Genomic DNA, 18,339 nt, shown 5'->3' with positions numbered 1-18,339 from the left:
GCGCTACCTGTCGTCGCGGTCGGGGGCCCAGGCATCGCGATGCTGCGACTGACGCCGGTTCAGCACCCCCGAGGCGCGCAGCCGCGCCTTCAGCCTGTCCACCGGGGGGGCGTAGATGAAGCCGAAGCTCACGCAATCGTCGCGCCCCTCGACCGCGTGATGCAGCCGGTGCGCCTGATAGAGCCTGCGGAAATAGCCGCGCCGGGGCACATAGCGGAACGGCCAGCGCTGGTGCACCAGCCCGTCATGGAGCACGAAATAGATCAGGCCATAGACGCTCATCCCCAGGGCGACCCACCAGAGCGTGGGCCACCAGAGCCCGCCGGCCAGAAACAGCAGGAAGGCGAGGACCGAAAAAACGAGGCCGTAAAGGTCGTTCTTCTCGAACAGGTGGTCATGGTCTTCGTGATGCGATTTGTGCCAGCCCCAGCCGATCGGCCCATGCATGATCCAGCGGTGGGTGGCATAGGCGATCAGTTCCATCGCGGCGACGGTCAGAAGGACGATCAGGATCGGGCCCAGGATGGTCATGCGTCGGTCCCTTGCGCTGGGGGTGCGCCGGAGGCAGGGCGGGTGGCCGGCAGCTGCCACCAGGGCACCGATGGGTGAAGGTGGTGTTCGTGGTGAAAGCCCCCGAAGTGGTAGCAGGTCAGCAGCGACACCGCCCGCCCCATCCGGGAAGAGCGGGCATTGTGCCGGTCGGGGAAGGGGGCGGTGCCCGGGCGGTGCGGCAGCCAGGTGCCGAAGACGAACAGCTGGATCGAGGCGAGGATCGAGGGGAGGACCCAGAAGGCGACATAGGGCCAGCGCGGCCCCAGCACCAGCGCATAGGCGCCCACCGCCAGCCCCAGCACCAGCGCTTCGCGCAGGCCGAAATAGGTGCGCAGGAAGTCCAGATACCAGCGCACCGGCCCGCCATGGGCGAAATCGGGGTCGTGATCGGTGCCGGCGTGGCGGTGATGGGCCATGTGCTTGACGATCAGCTTGCGCCAGGAAAAGCCCGCGTAAAGCGCCAGCGCCAACTGACCGACCACCGTGTTCGCGCGCGCCGATCCCCGCACCACCGCGCCATGCATCGCATCATGGGCGATGATGAACAGCCCCACCGAAAGCCAGGTGAGGCCCGCGACCTCGGCCAGGGCCAGCAGCGGCTGGCGGGGCGCGTCCAGAAACCACAGCGCATGAACATGCAGCGCAAGCCAGGCGGCGACGATCGCCCCGGCCAGAAGCAGGCTGATGGTGCTGCGCTCGGGCAGGCGCGGCGCGGCCTTGCCGGGTTGCGCGGCGGCGGGCGGGGCCGGACGGGCGGCGTGGCCGAGGGGGCCGGGCGGCGCGGTCCCTGCTGCTGGGGCGGGGACGCCGGATGTGGGATGGTGTCGCGTCATCGCTTGCCTTGCCGGTTGCGGTTCGGGTCTGTCCTGATCCTGTGGTCTTGCAGGGGGGCTGTCCATCGCTAGTCCACCGCAGGATGCAGCGGGGCGGCGCGCAATGCCGCAAGATTGCGTGATCCGGTGCAGAACATGGCGATGCGCAGCTGCGCCATGATGTCCGAGAGATGTTCGGTCAGGGCCTCGGTGCTGTCGCGGGCGGCGGGCAGGGCGCCCGCGGCCTGCCCGGCAAGATCGGCCCCCAGCCGGATCGCGCGCGCGACATCCAGCCCGTGCCGCACCCCGCCCGAGCCGATGAGGCTGCAGCCCTCGCGCAGATGCGGTGCGATCTGGCGCAGGCAATCGGCGGTGGGGATGCCCCAGTCGTGGAAGGGGGCGGCGATGCGGCGCGTGCGGGGCGTGCCGCGTTCCGCCTCGACCCGCGCCCAGCTGGTGCCCCCCACGCCCGCCACATCAAGGATCACCACGCCCGCATCCATCAGCGCGCGCGCGACCGGCGCCGACAGCCCGGCCCCCACCTCCTTGACGCCGAGGGGCACCGGCAGGCGGCGGGCCAGCGCCTCGATCCGCGCCAGAAGGCCGGAGAAATTGCGGTCTCCGCCCTCCTGGATCGCCTCCTGAAGAGGGTTGAGATGCAGCATCAGCGCGTCGGCCTCGATCATCTCGACCGCGCGCAGCGCATCGTCGGGGCCAAGCCCATGGGCAAGCTGCACCGCCCCCAGATTGCCCAGGATCGGCACGTCCGGCGCAAGCGCGCGCAGGCCACGCCCCAGCCCGCCATTGCCCCCCGCCTGCAGCGCGATGCGCTGCGAACCGACCGAAAGCGCCAGGCCAAGCGCCTGACAGGCCCGGGCGATGCGGGTGTTGATCGCCTCGGCCTCGGCCGGGCCGCCGGTCATCGCCGAGACGAGGATCGGTGCCGCAAGCGTCCGCCCGCAGAAGTGGCTGCGCATGTCGATCGCGTCATGGTCCAGTTCGGGCAGGGCGTTGTGCAGGAAGCGCACCCCGTCAAAGCCGGTGGCTATCCGCCCCTGCGCGCCGCGTCCCTCGGCCACGATTGCGAGATGTTCGGATTTGCGCTTGCCGATGTCGCCCATGCCGTCCCCCGTTCTGCCCCGGATTGTCCGGTTCGGGCGGGCTTGCAAGGGCCCGTCCTGTGGCACATCCCTGTTCTAGCGGGATGGTGGGGTTTTTCCATGCCCTTCCGGCAGGAAGTCCTGTGAAGGATGGCCCGGACCCTGAGTCGCGGCACGGTTGCATCAGAATGCCGCAGCGCAGCCGGGGCTGCGTGATCACGCCGGGTGGTGCCCGATCTGGTTGCGGTGGTCACCGTTTCTGTTCATCGACGTCATCGGCCGAGGCGCGTCCGGTGGGTGCGCGCGTCCGGGGCGGCCGCTGCCGGCACCTGCCTGGCCGCGTTGCTCCGCGGGTCGCAGGCCTGGAGCACGACCGTCTGGCCGAGGCGCGGCGCAAGAGCGTCGCGAACGAGAGGATCCTGATCGGGGCAGGGGTGTCGGTCTTTCCCGGCGATCATGCAGGCGCCGCTGAGGTCCTGGCTTTTCGTGGTGGGCTGGGGCTGCGGCCCTGTCCGGCGTGCCTCAGATCCTCGGGTTGTTCCTGATGCCGGCCCCTGTTCTTCATGCAACGGCGCTCGTCATCCTTTCGGTGCCGATCGTCTTTCCGGCGGTGATCGGGCTGGTCGATCCGGCCCGGTCCGGAGCTGTGGTGCACTCGGGGATGATCTCCGCTCATCGGCAGGAATGTCCTTGTCATCAAGACGATTGCGCGGACAGATCCCTGCCGAAGATCTGTCGCGGCGTGCTGTCTTTCGGCGTGACGGATCATCCGCGGCTGCGGCGGATCATTGCGCTTCCGGCTCTCGCGCTCGGGCTGCCGCGGCCGGTGCGCTAGGGGCGGCCTCGTCCCGGTCGGCGGCGTTCGCTGCGCCAGATCATGTGCAGCGCGCCAATGATGATCGCGCCGCCGATCAGCATGCCGGCATGCGGGCGTTCGCCGAAAAAGGCCCAGCCCGCCCCCAGCGCCAGCAGGATCGACAGGTAGGAGAAGGGCGCAAGACGGCTGGCCTCGGTTCGGCGATAGGCGCTCAGGAAACAGTATTGCGCGATCTGCGCCAGGATCCCGATGGCCAGCAGCGGCACCCAGTCGGCCGGGCGCACCGGCTGCCAGAGCCAGAGCGCGGGGCCAAGCGTCAGCACCACAAGGCCCACGGTATAGAAGACCATCATCACCGTCGTGCTTTCGCCGCGCAAGGCCCGGGTCTGGACCGCCGCCATCGAGCCGAAGAAGACCGAGGCAAAGGCCGCGAAAAGTCCCGCGTTCAGCACCAGATCGCCCGGCGAGATCAGGACAAGCACGCCGAAGAAGGCGATCACCCCGCCCAGCCAGCGCGTTCGGCTGATCCGTTCGCTCAGCAGCAGCGCGGCAAGCCCCATCGAGACCAGCGGCCGGGTAAAGCCGATCGCATTCACCAGCGCCAGCGGCAGCGCGGCAACCGCGACAAAGTTCATCGTGAGCGCGACCGCGTTGCAGCACACACGGCCGGCATTGCGCAAGGGCTGGCGCATGCCAAGGAAATCGCGCCGGCGCTGCCAGATCAGCGGCAGGATCGCCACAAGCCCGATCAGCGCGCGGATGAAGACCATCTGCACGGCCGGATAGCTGGCCCCCTGGATCTTGACCAGAACGGTCATGCCCGTGACCAGCAGCATGTCGGCCAGAAGCCAGGGCACCCCCGCGAGCGAGGGCGTCTCCTCAGGACCGGCCTGGCTGTCTGCCATCACCGCCTACCATGCCGGCTGCACGAGGTTCGCCAGAAGGCGGAAGGCGCCGGGCACCAACCGGTCAAGCTGATGATGCAGCACAAGGCTGGTATGGGTATGGCGCCCCGCGCCGATGGCCCCCGATACCAGCGCCCCCTGCAACGGGGCTTCGCCTGCATCGCTCATGGCAAGAAGTGGCTGATAGGCCGCATCCCAGCGGGCGGCAAAGTAGATGCCGCGTTCCTTGTCCCAGCCGGCCCAGTCCTCGGGGCCGATGCGGTTGGGGCCGGACAGCAGCGGATGGTCCGGCGCAAGCACCGTGACGGGTGCGGCGGGGTCGGTCACGCGCCAGCGCAGCGAGGGGGTGCCGATGGTCAGCGGCCGGGGCGGGACGCCTTCGGTCCAGCCCTGATCGGGGCGCTGGTAAAGCGTGACCAGATGGCCCCCGTCCTGCACGAAGCGATGCAGGGCCGGAACCGCCGCAGCCAGGTCGGGCCGGGTGCCGAAGGCCACGATGCCGATGACGATGGTGTCGAACCGCGACAGATCCGCATCCGCCGCCAGATCGTCCAGCACCGTGACATCCAGCCCCATCCGCCCCAGCCACAGCCCCACGCGATCACCCCCGCCGCCGACATAGCCGATCCGCGCATCGGGCAGCGCAAGATCCAGCGCCAGCAGGCGCAACGCCGCCGGTTCCAGATAGGCGAGCCGCCCGACATGCGGATAGGCGGCGGTCGTCATCCGCATCGCGGGCCGCCCGTCCAGCCGGGGCGCAAGATCGTGCAGCCCGGGCGCAATCGGCCCCGTCAGATGCAGGCGTGTGCCATCGAGCGTCACGCCCGGCGGCAGGCTCAGGTCCGGCACCGGCCCCCGGAACCGGAGATCGAGCGCCGCCGGCGGGTCGGCCAGGCGCAGGACAAAGGCGTCGGGCTCGACCTGCAGCGTCCGGGCGGGGACGATCTGCAACGGCTCATCCAGATCGACGCGGCGGCGGATCGTCCGGTCCTCCAGCACCATCTCGGCCGAAAGGAAGGTGCCGTGATTGCCGCCCCTCGCCTCCCATCCGGGCCTGAAGGGTTGCGAAAAGGGCGCATCGGGTGCGGCCGTGACGGTCAGGCCGGTGGGGCCTGCCTCGCCGCCGGTGACGCCATCCGGCAGGACGGCGCGCAGCGTCACGGGCCGGTCGCCCGCGACATGCCATCCGATCCGCCCCTGCCCGCCCGCGGGCAGCAGCGCAGGTTCGGGCCAGGCGCGGATCGTGACGCCCGCCGCCTCGAACAGCGCCGCCTGAACCTCGATGCGTTTGCGGGTCACGCGGTGGCGATGGGGATATGCGCTGTCGGCTTCGGCTTCTTGCAGGGCGCGGTCGGCCTGCAGCAGGGCGGGCAGGATGCGGTCGGCTGCCGGAAAGGCCGCGATGGCCGCCCCGATCGCATCCGCCGCCACCGAAAGCGCGGGCGGCGCGCCCGGCAGTGCCGCTAGATCGCCAAGGCTCGCGGGCAGGTCTTCGGTGATCGCGGCTTCCGGCGCGCCGCCCTCCAGATGCAGGTCCCAGCCGTCGCGCGGCACATCGCGCCACTGCCCCATCGCCTGCGAGGCGTGGTAATAGCGCGACCATTCCCCGATGTGATCCCAGGCCGCCCCGGTCGCCGGGTCGCGCCCGGCGGCCTGAACCCGCAGCGTCGCCTTTGGCGGGGGCAGCTCATCATCATAGGTCGCCCCGCCCCCCGACCATGCGGGCAGGTAGAACTTGGCCACCTGCCAGGGCTGCAGGCCTTCGGCCAGATGATCGGGAAAGGCCGCAGGATCGGCCGCCAGCGCAATCGCCTGCCGCGCCGCGCGGGTCATGGCGCGGTGATGGCCGTGCTGGCCCGGCACGTCCAGAAAGGTCGGGATCACGATATCGGGGCATTCGCTGCGATAGGCGCGCACAAGGCGTTCCAGCAGCCGCTCCTCGCCCCAGCGGGCAAGCGTGCCTTCACCCGTCTTGGAAAAGCCGAAGTCATGCACCGGATCGCCGGGGCCAAAGCCCAGCCAGACCACATCCGCGTCGATCCGGGCGGCGGCGGCCTCCATCTCTCGGGTGCGCAGGACGCCGAGCGCCGCGCCGCGTTCGGGGCCAAGGATGTTCTGCCCGCCCTCGCCCCGGGTCGAGCAGGCGACGACCACCCGCATCCCCAGCCCAAGCCGCAGGAAAGCCAGAAGCCCGTTCTGTTCATCATCGGGGTGGGCGCCGGTATTCATCACCGTCACGACCGATTCCAGACGCGACAGCGCCCGGTGCAGGCGCAGCAGGGCCGGGTCCTCCATCTGGCGGGCGATGCGGTCACGATCGGTCATGGGATCCTCCTGGGCGTCGGCTCGGTTCGACTGTCTATGCGGGTTCCGGGGTGGGCTCGGCGGTGGGGCCACGGCTGGTATCAAGCCGCGGCGTCAGCGCGTCGGAAAACGGCAGGGCGGCGGCGCCAAGGGCCGCTGTCATCTGGCCGGTGCGCCCGCGGATCACCCGCGGTGTGGCGCGGTTGCGGCGGTTCGCGACCGAGGTGCCGAGCGACAGCCGCTCGATCAGTGCATCGATGATCGCGTCGGGAAGCGCGCCGTCCAGAATGACGGTTTCCGGATCGAGGATGTTCTCCAGCATCACGATCATCGGCGACAGATGCACCGCGGCCTCGTCCAGCCAGGCGGCAAGATCAGGGTCGTCGCTGGCCTGCATCCGGTCCAGATCGTCGAAATCGGTGATGCGGCCCAGTCGTTCGTGCAGCGCATGCAGCGAGGCATAGCGTTCAAGACAGCCCGCCTGCCCGCAGGCGCAGGCCCGCCCGCCGGGCACCACCACCACGTGGCCGATTTCGCCGGCATTGCCAAAGGCGCCGCGCAGCGGCAGGTTTTCCTGGATGATCCCAAGGCCAAGGCCCGCGCCGAAATAGATCACGCAGAAACTGGAGAGTTGCTGACCGGCGCCAAACAGCGTTTCCCCGACGGCTGCGGCATTGGCATCGTTTTCGATCACGACCGGGACGTTGATCAGCGCCCCCAGCTGCGCCGCCACGTCAACTCCGGCCCAGCCGGGCAGGGTGGTGGGGCCGACACCCGAAAGGCCCTCGATTTCGAACGGGCCGGGCATCACCACACCGACACCGGTCAGGGTGGTGCGGAAGCGGTCGCGGATCGCCGCGACCTCCCGGGCCAGGCGCGGGATCAGCACCTGGGGCGAGGGGTCACTCACCTCGACCGAACGCGCCTCACGGATGTTGCCGCCAAGGTCGAGCACGGTGGTCACCAGCCGTGACACGGCCACCTCGAAGCCGATGGTGATCGCGCCATCCGGGTTTATCGCGAACTGGATCGGCGGCTGGCCTCGGCCTGAACGGCGGCGGCCCAGATCGACCAGAAGGTTTTCCGACAGCAGTTCCTCGATGATGTTCGCAACGGCCTGCGTGGTCAGCTGGGTCAGATCGGCCAGCTCCTTGCGCCCCAACTGCCCCCGGCTGCGCACCAGATCCAGAATCACCCGGCGGTTATGGGACCGGCTGCGCCCGGGGTTCTTGCCAAGCGCGATCAAACGTCCGTCCTGCAGTGCCCCTGCCATTCCGCGTCCTGTCCCCGGTTTCGCCGGCGATCAGTGTGGCTGCCTGCCTAGAATAACTCAAGTGAATTATTTTATTGACTCATGCCGAATTCGCGGGAAATCTTGCTGTGGTTGCGTCAGGCGCGGCCGCCGCGCCCCTGCGTGGAGGGTGACGGGAGCGTGGCAGAAACAAGCTGGCCGGCAAAGGTCAGGTCAACGGAGGTAAATATGCGTAAAGCAATGCTTGTGGCCGGACTCATGGCCGGCGTCAGCTCGTTTTCGGTGACAGCGGCCAGCGCGGTCGAGATCGAATACTGGCAATATGTCTTCGACACCCGCGTCGCCGCGATGGACCAGCTGATCGCCGCGTTCCAGGATCAGAACCCGGACATCACCGTCAAGCAGGTGACCTTCCCCTATGCCGATTACCAGACGCGGGTGGTTGCCGCGACCATGGCGCGGCGGGGGCCGGATGTGCTGCAGCTGTTCTATGGCTGGACCGACCAGTTCGTGAATGGCCGCGTGCTGCAGCCGCTTTCGGCCGATGCCTTCCCCCATGACGAGATCGAGGCCGAGTTCTTCCCGATCGTCACCGCGATGAAACGCAATGGCGATTACTATGGCCTTCCCACCGCGGTGCGGTCGCTTGCGCTGTTCTACAACAAGAACCTGTTCGAACAGGCCGGCCTTGATCCCGAAGCCCCGCCCACGACGCTGGAGGAAATGGTCACCGCGGCCAAGGCCATTGCCCAGACGGATGCGGGCGGCAACCTGACCACGGTCGGCATGACGCTGGACATGGGCGGGCAGGATCACCATTGGTGGCGCGAGGTCCTGGTGCGCCAGTTCGGCGGCGAGCCCTATACCGAGGATTACAGCCAGGTCACCTATACTTCCGACGCCGGGATCGAGGCGCTGAAGTTCTATACCGACCTGCAACTGGTCGAGAAAGTCGGCGTGCGCGGCTTCATGGACGAAGGGCAGGCGGCGTTCCGGGCCGGGCGCGCCGGGATGACGATCGACGGCACCTTCCGCCTTGGCTCGTTCCGCACGATCGAGGATTTCGAATGGGGCGTGACCGAGCTTCCGGCCAATGCCGAGGGCATGCGGTCGAACTATGCCAGCTATTTTGCCAATGGCATCGGTTCGGGCGCCAGCGGCGAGAAGCTCGAGGCGGCGCAGAAGTTCCTGCAGTTCATCTCGTCGGAAGAGGCGATGGCCATCTGGCTTGACGTGGTGGGCGAGCTTCCGGCCCGGCGCAGCGCAGCCCTGACCGAGGAAAACCTGCAGGACCCGGTCTTTGGCCCCTTCCTGCGTGGGCTTGAATATGCCCATACCACGATCTTCGTGGACGAGGCGGCCCAGCGGCAGAACACGATCGACATGGCGAATCGGATCCTGATGCAGGGCCAGTCGCCGGCGGATTCGATCGCCGCCGCCGCACAGGCCGAACAGGCCATGCTGGACCGCGCCCGGTAAGCGAGGGGGCAGAACCATGTCCGCCACATTCCGCAAGGGGGCGCCCGAGGGGCGCCCGGCTGCCCCCGAACGCCGGCCCGGACGGGGCTGGACCATGCAGCGGCGCAAGCTGATCTGGGTCTGGTCCTTCCTGGCCATTCCGGTGCTGTTTTATGGCGTGATCCGGTTCTACCCCACCTTCCAGGCCTTTCGCCTGTCGCTGACCGACTGGGACCTGCTGTCGGACCCGCGCTTCATCGGGATCGACAACTATGTCCGGATGGCCGGCGATCCGGTTTTCTGGCAGGTGTTCCGCAACACCTTCACCTACCTGATCCTTGGCACGCCGATCAGCCTGGTGCTGGCCTTCACCATCGCCTGGTTTCTTGACCGGATCCATTTCGGGCATACCCTGATCCGGGCGCTCTACTTCCTGCCCTTCGTGACCACGGCGGCCGCAATGGCCTGGGTCTGGCGCTGGTTCTACCAGCCGGCGCCGATCGGGGTGATCAACGACATGCTGGGCCGCTTCGGCATAGCGCAGCTGGCCTTCCTGAACTCGACCACCTGGGCGCTGCCCTCGATCATGGTCACGGCGATCTGGGCGGGGCTCGGGTTCCAGATCATCATCTTCATGGCCGGGCTGCGGGCGATCCCCAGCACCTTTTACGAGGCCGCGCGGATCGACGGGCTGGGCGAATGGGCGATCCTGCGGCGCATCACGCTGCCGCTGCTCAAGCCCACGACGGTCTTTCTGGTGGTCTTTTCCTCGATCGGGTTCCTGCGGATCTTCGATCAGGTCTACAACATGACCACGAACGACCCGGGCGGGCCGCTCAATTCCACCAAGCCGCTGGTTCTGATGATCTACCAGACGGCCTTTTCATCCTACCAGATGGGCTATGCGGCCGCGCAGACGGTGGTGCTGTTCACCATCCTGCTCTGTGTCTCGCTGCTGCAGCTCTGGGTCCTGAGGGAGCGCTGAGATGGCCGATACCACCGCAACCGCGCCCGCCCTTGCCATGCCGCGCATCCGCCCCGGCCGGATCGTGATCTGGACGATCCTGTTCATCGGCGGGGTCATCATGATCACGCCGCTGCTGTTCATGTTCTCCACCTCGCTCAAGACGGCCGGCCAGGTCTATGACCTGCGGCTGATCCCGGCGAACCCGACGCTGGCCAATTACGAACGTGTCCTGTCGGACGGGCGCTTCCTGCGCTGGTTCTTCAACTCGACCATCGTGGCCATCGCGGTGACGGTCTCGAACCTCTTTTTCGACAGCCTTGTCGGCTACACACTGGCCAAGTTCCGGTTCCGGGGCCGGCAGTTCATCTTCATTGCGATCCTGTCCACCCTGATGATCCCGACGGAAATGCTGGTGATCCCGTGGTATCTGATGTCGGCCGAGTTCGGCTGGCTCGACACCTACTGGGGGATCATGTTCCCGGGCATGATGACGGCCTTCGGCGCCTTCCTGATGAAGCAGTTCTTCGAGACCATCCCCGACGACTTTCTTGAAGCGGCGCGCATCGACGGGCTGAACGAATTCGCGATCTGGTGGCGGGTGGCAATGCCGCTGGTCACGCCCGCGCTCTCGGCACTCGCGATCTTCACCTTCCTTGGCAACTGGACCGCATTCTTCTGGCCGCTGATCGTTACCACCAGTCAGGATCTTTACACCCTGCCCATCGGCCTTTCGAGCTTTGCCGTCGAACAGTCGATTCAGTGGGAGATGATCATGACCGGCGCCTCGCTTGCCACGATACCCACGCTTGTCGTCTTTCTTGCGCTGCAACGCTACATCGTGCGCGGCGTGATGCTGGCAGGCCTGAAAGGATGACCATGGCTGACCACACCGATCCGCGCCGTTCCGACACCAGCCGCTTTCCCGATCCGGTCTACAAGGAGACCGTGCTGCGGCCCCTGTTCGACGGCGCCAAGACCCACCATGCCGCGGGCTTCGGGCGCATCGACCGGGCGCATCTGGTGATGCTGGCCGAGACCGGGATCCTGCCGCGCCCCGTGGCGGCCCGGATCGCCCGCGCCCTCGCCGATATTTCGCGCGAGGTCGATCCCGCGACCCTGGTCTATACCGGCGAGGTCGAGGATTTCTTCTTCCTGGTCGAGAAAGAGCTCAAGCAGCGCCTTGGCCCGGATGAGGGCGGCCGGCTGCACACGGCGCGGTCGCGCAACGACATCGACCATACGCTGTTCAAGCTGTCGCTGAAGGAACGGCTGGATGGGCTGCTGGAGAAATGCCGCGCGCTTCTGGCGGCGCTGATCGACACCGCGGATCGGGAAAAGGCGACGCTGATCGTGGCCTATACCCACGGCCAGCCGGCGCAGCCGACGACGCTGGGCCATTACCTTTCGGCGGCGATCGAGATCCTGATCCGCGACATGGAGCGGATCGAGGCCGCGCGCGGGATCGTCAACCTGTCGTCGATGGGGGCTGCGGCAATCACCACCTCGGGCTTTCCGATCGACAGGGCGCGGGTGGCGCAGCTTCTGGGCTTTGCGGCCCCGCAGCGCAATTCCTACAGCTGCATCGCCGCGGTGGATTACACCACCGCCAGCTATTCGGCGCTGGAGCTCATGTTCCTGCATCTGGGGCGGCTGATCCAGGACTTCCAGTTCTGGACCGCCTTCGAGGTGGGCCAGCTTTATGTGCCGAACGCGCTTGTCCAGATCTCCTCGATCATGCCGCAGAAACGCAATCCGGTCCCGATCGAACATATGCGGCACCTGTCCAGCCAGACCATGGCGCGGGCGCGGGTGATGCTGGATATCATGCACAACACGCCCTTTACCGACATGAATGACAGCGAAGGCGAAAGCCAGGGGGCGGGCTACGAGGCCTTCGACTGCGCCGGCCGGGTGCTGGACCTGATGGCCAGCTTCATCGGGGCGGTGCGCGTCGATCCGGAGCGGGTGGCCACGAACATCCGCCGGTCCTGCATCACGATCACCGAACTTGCCGATACGCTGGTGCGGCGCGAAGGCCTGTCGTTCCGTCAGGCGCATGAGATCGCGGCCGATGTGGCCCGGGCCGTCGTGGCGGCGGGAAGCGACCTTGAAACCGGCGGCTATGCGCCCTTCCGCGCCGCCTTTGCCGAAGCCACCGGCAACGAGACGGGGCTGAGCGAGCAGACGTTCCGCGAGATCGTCTCGCCCGGGTATTTCGTCTCGGTGCGCGACCGCTTCGGTGGTCCCGCCCCCGAGCCGATGGCCGAGGCGCTGGCCCAGTATCGCGCCGCCCATGACGGCTTTGCCGCGCGGGCGCGCGCCGAGGCGCAGCGCGAAGAAGAGGCCGCACGCGACCTCGACACCTGTTTTCAAGCTTTGGTGGGGGCGGCCTGATGGCGACGATCACACTTGCGAACCTGGTCAAATCCTATGGCAAGACCGATGTGATCCATGGGATCAACCTGGACATTGCCGACGGGGAATTCGTGGTCTTCGTCGGCCCGTCGGGCTGCGGAAAATCCACGACGCTGCGCATGATCGCGGGGCTGGAAGAGGTCTCGGGCGGGGAAATCCGCATTGGCGACCGGGTGGTCAACGATATCGACCCCAAGCAGCGCAACATCGCGATGGTGTTCCAGAACTACGCCATCTATCCGCACATGACCGTGCGCCAGAACATCGCCTTCGGGCTTTACACCTCGTCGCTGGGCAAGGCGGAAAAGGAGGCGCGCGTGACCGAGGCCGCGCAGATGCTGGGGCTTGAGGCGCTGCTGGACCGCCGGCCCTCGGCGCTTTCGGGCGGGCAGCGGCAGCGGGTCGCGATGGGGCGCGCCATGGTGCGCAGCCCTGCCGCCTTCCTGTTTGACGAGCCGTTGTCGAACCTTGATGCCCAGCTTCGGGCGCAGATGAGGATCGAGATCAAGCGCCTGCACCGCCGTCTTGGTACGACCATCGCCTATGTCACCCATGACCAGGTCGAGGCGATGACCATGGCCGACCGGATCGTGGTGATGAAGGACGGGCATATCCTTCAGGCCGGCACGCCGATGGACATCTATGAAAACCCCGCCGACATCTTCACCGCCCGGTTCATCGGCAGCCCGTCGATGAACCTGATTGCCGGGGCTGAAAGCGGCGGCCGCCTGACCGCTGCGGCCGACGGGCCTCTCCGGATCGGCATCCGCCCGCACGACCTTGTGGTCGGGGCGTCCGCGCCCGCCGCGGTTGGCTTCGAGGCCGAGGGCCTTGTCACCGCAGTCGAGCCGCTTGGCCCGGAAACGCTGGTGCATTTCGACATGCAGGGCCAGTCCGCGATCGGAACCGCCCCTGCCCATCTGATCCCTGCAATCGGCGAAACCGTTTCGGCCCGTGCCGCGGCGGGCAAGCTCTATACCTTCGATGCCCGCACCGAAAAGGCGATCGGGCGCCGGTGATGAGCAACAGGCAGGTTCAGACGACGCGGCCGGCCAGCGGCGGCCTGCCGCCCGAGGCGCGTGACGCCCTCGCCCGGCTGTTGCGCGACCGCGGCGGCAGCGTGGCCGCAGGCCCGGCGCGCGACGCACTTGCGGCGGCGGGCTGGGTGGTGCCGGGATCCGGACAGCTTGACCCCGGGGCGGCACTGCTGTTCGGCTGCGACGTGGGCGGAACCAAGACCCAATCCGTCATCGCCGATCTTTCGGGCCGGGTGATGGCCGAGATCAAGGAGCCCACTGCCCCCGATGGCGGTCATGCCGTCATCGACCAGATCGCGACGCATCGCAGGATGCTCGCCGGTCGCGCGGGCATCGACGCGGCGCGGATCGGCGCTGCTGCGATCGGCATGCCGGCGGCGGTGCATCCGCAGACGGCTGCGCTCAGCCGCATTCCGAATATCCGCGGCATCGAGGCGCTGGATCTGCCGCGCCTGCTGTCAGACCGGCTGAACCTGCCGGTGGTGGTGGAAAACGATGTGAACCTTGCCGCGCAGGGCGAACACTGGCTGGGGCATGGCGCCGCAACGATGGTCTTCATTGCCCTTGGCACCGGCATCGGCATGGGCATCATGGTGCATGACCGGCTGTTGCGCGGCGCCCGGGGCGCGGCTGGCGAAATCAGTGCCCTTCCCATCGGCGGCGATGCCTTCGATCCGGCGACCCATGCAACCGGCGCGCTGGAAAGCGTGGTGTCCAGCAAGGCGCTGCTGGCCGCCTACGAGCGGCGGGGCGGGGCGGCCGGCCGCACCCTGCGCGAGGCCTTCGCTGCGCCTCATGATGCGGCCTTCGCCGAAACGCTTGATGATCTGGCGCGGCTTCTGGCATTGGCCATCCTGTCCGTCAGCGCGGTGATCGACCCCGAGATGATCGTGCTGGGAGGCAGCATCGGATCGCGGCCGGAACTTCTGGCAGCCTTGCGCGGCCATCTGCTCCGCTGCATGGCCCCTGCGCCCGACTGCCGGATCAGCGCGCTGGGAAACCGCGCCGGGGTGATTGGCGCCGTCTGGTCGGCCCGTCTTGCGTTGGCGCGGCAGTATCAGCCGTCCTGATCCCGTCCTAGGAAACCCGATGTCCGAGTTGCTTTTTCAACCCCGTCTGCAGGTGCTGGCAAGCCAGGAAGACGTCGCGCGGCAGGCGGCGGCGCTGCTGGAAGCACGGATCCGGCAGGGCGCGGCGCGCGTGCTGGGCCTGGCCACCGGCCGCACGCCGCTGCGGGTCTATGCGCTGCTGTCCGAGGCGGTGCGCGACGGGCGGCTGAGCCTTGCGGGGATCAGCACGTTCAACCTGGACGAATATGCGGGCCTCTCGCCCGATCATCCCGGATCATACCGCAGCTACATGAACCGGCATCTGTTTGCGGGCTCGGATGTGGATCTGGCCCGGACGCATGTTCCGGACGGGCTTGCCGCCGATCCCGTTGCCGCCGGGCGCGATTATGAGGCACGGATCAAGGCGGCGGGCGGGATCGATCTTCAGCTTCTCGGTATCGGGCAGAACGGCCATATCGGCTTCAATGAACCGGGTTCGCCCTTCGACAGCCGCACGCGGATGGTGCCGCTGGCGGCCTCGACCCGGGCGGCGAATGCGGGCGATTTTCCGGGCGGCACAGTGCCCGAACGGGCGATCACCATGGGAATCGGCACGATCCTCGAGGCGCGGGAGATCGTGCTGCTGGCCTGCGGACCCGCCAAGGCCGAGGCGGTCGCGGCGATGATCGATGGGCCGGTCGGCCCGGCCTGCCCCGCATCCGCGCTGCGGCTGCATCCCCGTGTCACCGTTCTGTGCGACGCCGAGGCCGCGGCGCGGGTGGCGCGTCCGGGCTGAGGCCCGCCCGGGCTGTGGCTGACTGCATGCTTTCCATCAGGGCTCGGCGGAGCGCCGGGATCTGCAGGGACCGCGGCAGCGGTGAGGGCCTCTCGCGGCGCGGCGGCTCCCTGGCAGCGAAAGCGCCTTTGGCATCCGCTCGGGCCCGTTGATGCGCCGCGGTGCCGGACGGGTTGGCTTAGGGTGCCGGGCAGTCGCCACGGGCTGCCCCGGCCGCCGGGCCCTTCAGCAGAAGCGGGATCTGAGGCATCAGCGGCCGCCCGCGCCCTCGGTGGTGCGGCCTCTTGACCGGCAGGGAGTGCCGGTATATCGATAAACGACGATAGACGATTGGACGGAACGATGACGCTGGCCTTCCACGACGATGAAGATGCGCGGATCGCGGCCATGGCCAAGGCGCTGGGGCATCCTGCCCGGCTGCGGATCCTGCGATTGCTGGCGCGCACCCCCGGCTGCATCGGCGGCGACATCGTCGAGGCAGTGGGCCTGGCGCAATCCACCGTCTCCGAGCATCTCCGGATCCTCAAGGCCGCCGGGGTGATCGAGGGGCAGATCGATCCGCCACGCGTCTGCTATTCCCTTGCACCGGCGGCCTTCGGGCCGCTGGGCGCGCTGATCCAGGACCTTGCAGCAGCGGGCGCGACAGAGCCGGACGGCTGCTGCATCACCCCGCCATCCTCTGAAAGATGAACCATGTCGCTTTTTGAACGCTATCTTTCGCTATGGGTCGCGCTGTGCATCGTCGCGGGGATCGGGCTGGCAACGCTGCTGCCCGGGGTCTTCACGGCGCTGGCGGGGCTCGAATTCGCCTCGGTCAACCTGATCGTCGCGGTGCTGATCTGGGCGATGGTCTATCCCATGATGGTCGCGGTGGATTTTTCCGCGCTAAGGGATGTCGGCGCGCGGCCAAAGGGGTTGGTGATCACGCTGGTGGTGAACTGGCTGATCAAGCCGTTCACGATGGCGGCGCTTGGCGTTCTGTTCTTCCGGCTGGTCTTTGCGGATCTGATCGATCCCGAGGATGCGGGCCAGTATATCGCCGGGCTGATCCTGCTGGGGGCGGCGCCCTGCACGGCGATGGTCTTCGTCTGGTCGCAGCTGACGCGGGGCGATCCGAACTACACGCTTGTGCAGGTGTCGCTGAACGACGTGATCATGGTGTTCGCCTTCGCGCCGATCGTGGCGCTGCTGCTGGGGGTGACGGATCTGGTGGTGCCCTGGGATACGCTGGTGCTGTCGGTCGTGCTCTATGTGGTGCTGCCGCTTGTGGCGGGGGCGCTGACCCGGGCGCGGCTGTTGCGGCAGGGAGGCACGGCCGCTGTTGCGGATTTTACCGCGCGGATCAAGCCGGCCTCGATCCTCGGCCTGCTGCTGACGGTCGTGTTGCTGTTCGGATTTCAGGGCAATGTCATTCTGGACAACCCGTTCCTGATCGTGCTTCTGGCAACGCCGATCCTGATCCAGTCCTATGGCATGTTCGCGCTGGCCTATGCCTGGGCCTGGCGCTGGAAGGTGCCGCATGATGTGGCCGCGCCCTGCGCGCTGATCGGCACGTCGAACTTCTTCGAACTGGCGGTGGCTGTGGCCATCGGGCTGTTCGGCCTGAATTCGGGCGCGGCGCTGGTGACCGTGGTCGGGGTGCTGGTCGAGGTGCCGGTAATGCTGTCGCTTGTCTGGTTTGCCAACCGTACCCGTGAAAGGTTTCCCGCATGACTGCTGTCATCTATCACAACCCCGATTGCGGCACATCGCGTAATGTGCTGGCCATCCTGAACGCGGCGGATGCCGCGCCGGTGGTGATCGACTATCTGCACGAAGGCTGGACGCGGCCACAATTGCTGGGGCTGTTCGCCGCAGCCGGCCTGACGCCCCGCGAGGCCCTGCGCGTCTCGCGGACCCCCGCCGAGGAGATGGGGCTGACCGCGCCCGACATCAGTGACGACGCCCTGCTGAGCGCCATGGTAGCGCATCCGATCCTCGTCAACCGTCCGATCGTCTGCACGCCCAGGGGGGTGCGCCTCTGCCGGCCTTCCGAACAGGTTCTGGACCTTCTGGACCGGCTTCCCCCGGGGCCCCTGGCGCGCGAGGACGGGCAATTGATCATCGACGCCGAGGGCAACCGCCGTGTCTGACCCGGCCCTGACGGATCCGCTTGCCGACCTGACCACGCCACAGTTGGACGAGGCCTGCTTCCGCCCCATCGACCGTGCGCGCCTGATGCCCGGGCCGGGCCGCGCGGATCCGCCCCGGATCCTGATCCTTTACGGATCGCTGCGGCCCCGGTCCTTCAGCCGGCTGAGCGGCGAGGAAGCCGCGCGGATCCTCACGCGGCTTGGTGCCGAGGTCAGGTTCTTCAATCCCTCTGGCCTGCCGCTGGTCGATGACGCGGGCGCGGATGCCGATCACCCCCGGGTGCGCGCCCTGCGCGATCTGGTCAACTGGTGCGAGGGCATGGTCTGGTCCAGCCCGGAACGACACGGCGCCATGACCGGCCTCATGAAGACGCAGATCGACTGGATCCCGCTGAGCGACGGGGCGAAACGACCGACCCAGGGAAAGACGCTGGCGGTGATGCAGGTGTCCGGCGGATCGCAAAGCTTCAATGCCGTCAACCAGATGCGGATCCTGGGCCGCTGGATGCGGATGCTGACCATCCCCAACCAGTCCTCGGTTCCGAAGGCCTTTCTGGAGTTCGACGAGGCGGGGCGCATGAAGCCTTCGCCTTATTATGACCGGATCGTCGATGTGATGGAGGAACTGGTGAAGTTCACGCTGCTGACGCGCGATCTGGGCGACTACCTCGTGGATCGCTATTCCGAGCGGAAGGAAGATGCGGCTGCGCTGTCGGCGCGGGTCAACCAGCGCGCGCTGTAAG

General features: G+C 67.7%; 18 protein-coding genes. 12 read left to right on the top strand and 6 right to left on the bottom strand.

Features of this window, described 5'->3' with window-relative positions; all coding sequences use genetic code 11:
• Positions 1-3: 3 nt before the first annotated feature.
• From ACFQXB_RS09680 to fni, 3 genes are all read right to left on the bottom strand, one after another.
• On the bottom strand, positions 4-531 hold the full coding sequence (locus ACFQXB_RS09680) for a sterol desaturase family protein (RefSeq protein WP_377402781.1): 528 nt from the start codon (positions 529-531) through the stop codon (positions 4-6).
• Positions 528-1,385, bottom strand: coding sequence for a fatty acid desaturase (locus ACFQXB_RS09675; RefSeq protein ID WP_377402778.1), 858 nt, complete (start codon positions 1,383-1,385; stop codon positions 528-530). Before ACFQXB_RS09675 ends, ACFQXB_RS09680 begins: the two co-directional genes overlap by 4 nt.
• Before the next feature lie 68 nt (positions 1,386-1,453).
• A complete protein-coding gene (gene fni / locus ACFQXB_RS09670; protein ID WP_377402774.1) occupies positions 1,454-2,485 on the bottom strand; it encodes a type 2 isopentenyl-diphosphate Delta-isomerase in 1,032 nt (343 codons plus the stop codon).
• Positions 2,486-3,008: 523 nt separating this feature from the next.
• On the opposite strand from fni, the gene ACFQXB_RS09665 reads away from it, so the two are divergent.
• Positions 3,009-3,299 carry a hypothetical protein gene (locus ACFQXB_RS09665; protein WP_377402771.1) on the top strand — a complete coding sequence of 97 codons (291 nt, stop codon included), beginning with the start codon at positions 3,009-3,011 and terminating at the stop codon, positions 3,297-3,299.
• On the opposite strand, the gene ACFQXB_RS09660 is transcribed toward ACFQXB_RS09665, so the two are convergent.
• Genes ACFQXB_RS09660 through ACFQXB_RS09650 form a run of 3 tightly spaced genes read right to left on the bottom strand, consistent with a single transcriptional unit; the run spans position 3,296 to position 7,763 of the window.
• A complete protein-coding gene (locus ACFQXB_RS09660) occupies positions 3,296-4,186 on the bottom strand; it encodes a DMT family transporter (protein ID WP_377402768.1) in 891 nt (296 codons plus the stop codon). The two genes, ACFQXB_RS09665 and ACFQXB_RS09660, sit on opposite strands and share 4 nt — an antisense overlap.
• A 6-nt stretch (positions 4,187-4,192) precedes the next feature.
• Positions 4,193-6,511 carry a PIG-L family deacetylase gene (locus ACFQXB_RS09655; RefSeq protein WP_377402765.1) on the bottom strand — a complete coding sequence of 773 codons (2,319 nt, stop codon included), beginning with the start codon at positions 6,509-6,511 and terminating at the stop codon, positions 4,193-4,195.
• Positions 6,512-6,545: 34 nt separating this feature from the next.
• Positions 6,546-7,763, bottom strand: coding sequence for an ROK family transcriptional regulator (locus tag ACFQXB_RS09650; RefSeq protein WP_377402762.1), 1,218 nt, complete (start codon positions 7,761-7,763; stop codon positions 6,546-6,548).
• A gap of 207 nt (positions 7,764-7,970) precedes the next feature.
• On the opposite strand from ACFQXB_RS09650, the gene ACFQXB_RS09645 reads away from it, so the two are divergent.
• The 11 genes from ACFQXB_RS09645 (at position 7,971) to arsH (ending at position 18,338) form a co-directional block, all read left to right on the top strand.
• Positions 7,971-9,221, top strand: coding sequence for an extracellular solute-binding protein (locus ACFQXB_RS09645; RefSeq protein WP_377402759.1), 1,251 nt, complete (start codon positions 7,971-7,973; stop codon positions 9,219-9,221).
• 16 nt (positions 9,222-9,237) lie between these two features.
• Positions 9,238-10,185 (top strand): carbohydrate ABC transporter permease, encoded by a 948-nt coding sequence (locus tag ACFQXB_RS09640; RefSeq protein ID WP_377402756.1) that lies wholly within the window; start codon positions 9,238-9,240, stop codon positions 10,183-10,185.
• Position 10,186: 1 nt separating this feature from the next.
• Positions 10,187-11,041: a carbohydrate ABC transporter permease gene (locus ACFQXB_RS09635; protein ID WP_377402754.1), complete on the top strand. Its 855-nt coding sequence runs from the start codon at positions 10,187-10,189 to the stop codon at positions 11,039-11,041.
• Between the two features lie 2 nt (positions 11,042-11,043).
• A complete protein-coding gene (gene argH, locus ACFQXB_RS09630; RefSeq protein WP_377402751.1) occupies positions 11,044-12,561 on the top strand; it encodes an argininosuccinate lyase in 1,518 nt (505 codons plus the stop codon).
• Positions 12,561-13,601 (top strand): ABC transporter ATP-binding protein, encoded by a 1,041-nt coding sequence (locus ACFQXB_RS09625; RefSeq protein WP_377402748.1) that lies wholly within the window; start codon positions 12,561-12,563, stop codon positions 13,599-13,601. The genes argH and ACFQXB_RS09625 overlap by 1 nt, the downstream gene beginning before the upstream one ends.
• Positions 13,601-14,689: an ROK family protein gene (locus ACFQXB_RS09620; protein WP_377402745.1), complete on the top strand. Its 1,089-nt coding sequence runs from the start codon at positions 13,601-13,603 to the stop codon at positions 14,687-14,689. Before ACFQXB_RS09625 ends, ACFQXB_RS09620 begins: the two co-directional genes overlap by 1 nt.
• A 19-nt stretch (positions 14,690-14,708) precedes the next feature.
• Positions 14,709-15,464 (top strand): glucosamine-6-phosphate deaminase, encoded by a 756-nt coding sequence (gene nagB / locus ACFQXB_RS09615; RefSeq protein WP_377402742.1) that lies wholly within the window; start codon positions 14,709-14,711, stop codon positions 15,462-15,464.
• Positions 15,465-15,806: 342 nt separating this feature from the next.
• Positions 15,807-16,154, top strand: a complete 348-nt coding sequence (locus tag ACFQXB_RS09610) for an ArsR/SmtB family transcription factor (protein ID WP_377402739.1) — start codon at positions 15,807-15,809, stop codon at positions 16,152-16,154.
• Between the two features lie 3 nt (positions 16,155-16,157).
• On the top strand, positions 16,158-17,177 hold the full coding sequence (arsB, locus tag ACFQXB_RS09605) for an ACR3 family arsenite efflux transporter (protein ID WP_377402736.1): 1,020 nt from the start codon (positions 16,158-16,160) through the stop codon (positions 17,175-17,177).
• Positions 17,174-17,596 carry an arsenate reductase (glutaredoxin) gene (gene arsC / locus ACFQXB_RS09600; protein ID WP_377402733.1) on the top strand — a complete coding sequence of 141 codons (423 nt, stop codon included), beginning with the start codon at positions 17,174-17,176 and terminating at the stop codon, positions 17,594-17,596. Before arsB ends, arsC begins: the two co-directional genes overlap by 4 nt.
• 28 nt (positions 17,597-17,624) lie before the next feature.
• On the top strand, positions 17,625-18,338 hold the full coding sequence (arsH, locus tag ACFQXB_RS09595; protein ID WP_449301244.1) for an arsenical resistance protein ArsH: 714 nt from the start codon (positions 17,625-17,627) through the stop codon (positions 18,336-18,338).
• Position 18,339 lies beyond the last annotated feature (1 nt).

Origin of the sequence: Halodurantibacterium daqingense, from assembly GCF_042666235.1 — a bacterium.
In the GTDB taxonomy this organism is placed as follows: domain Bacteria; phylum Pseudomonadota; class Alphaproteobacteria; order Rhodobacterales; family Rhodobacteraceae; genus Halodurantibacterium; species Halodurantibacterium daqingensis.
This window is presented reverse-complemented; position numbering and strand designations above follow the sequence as displayed.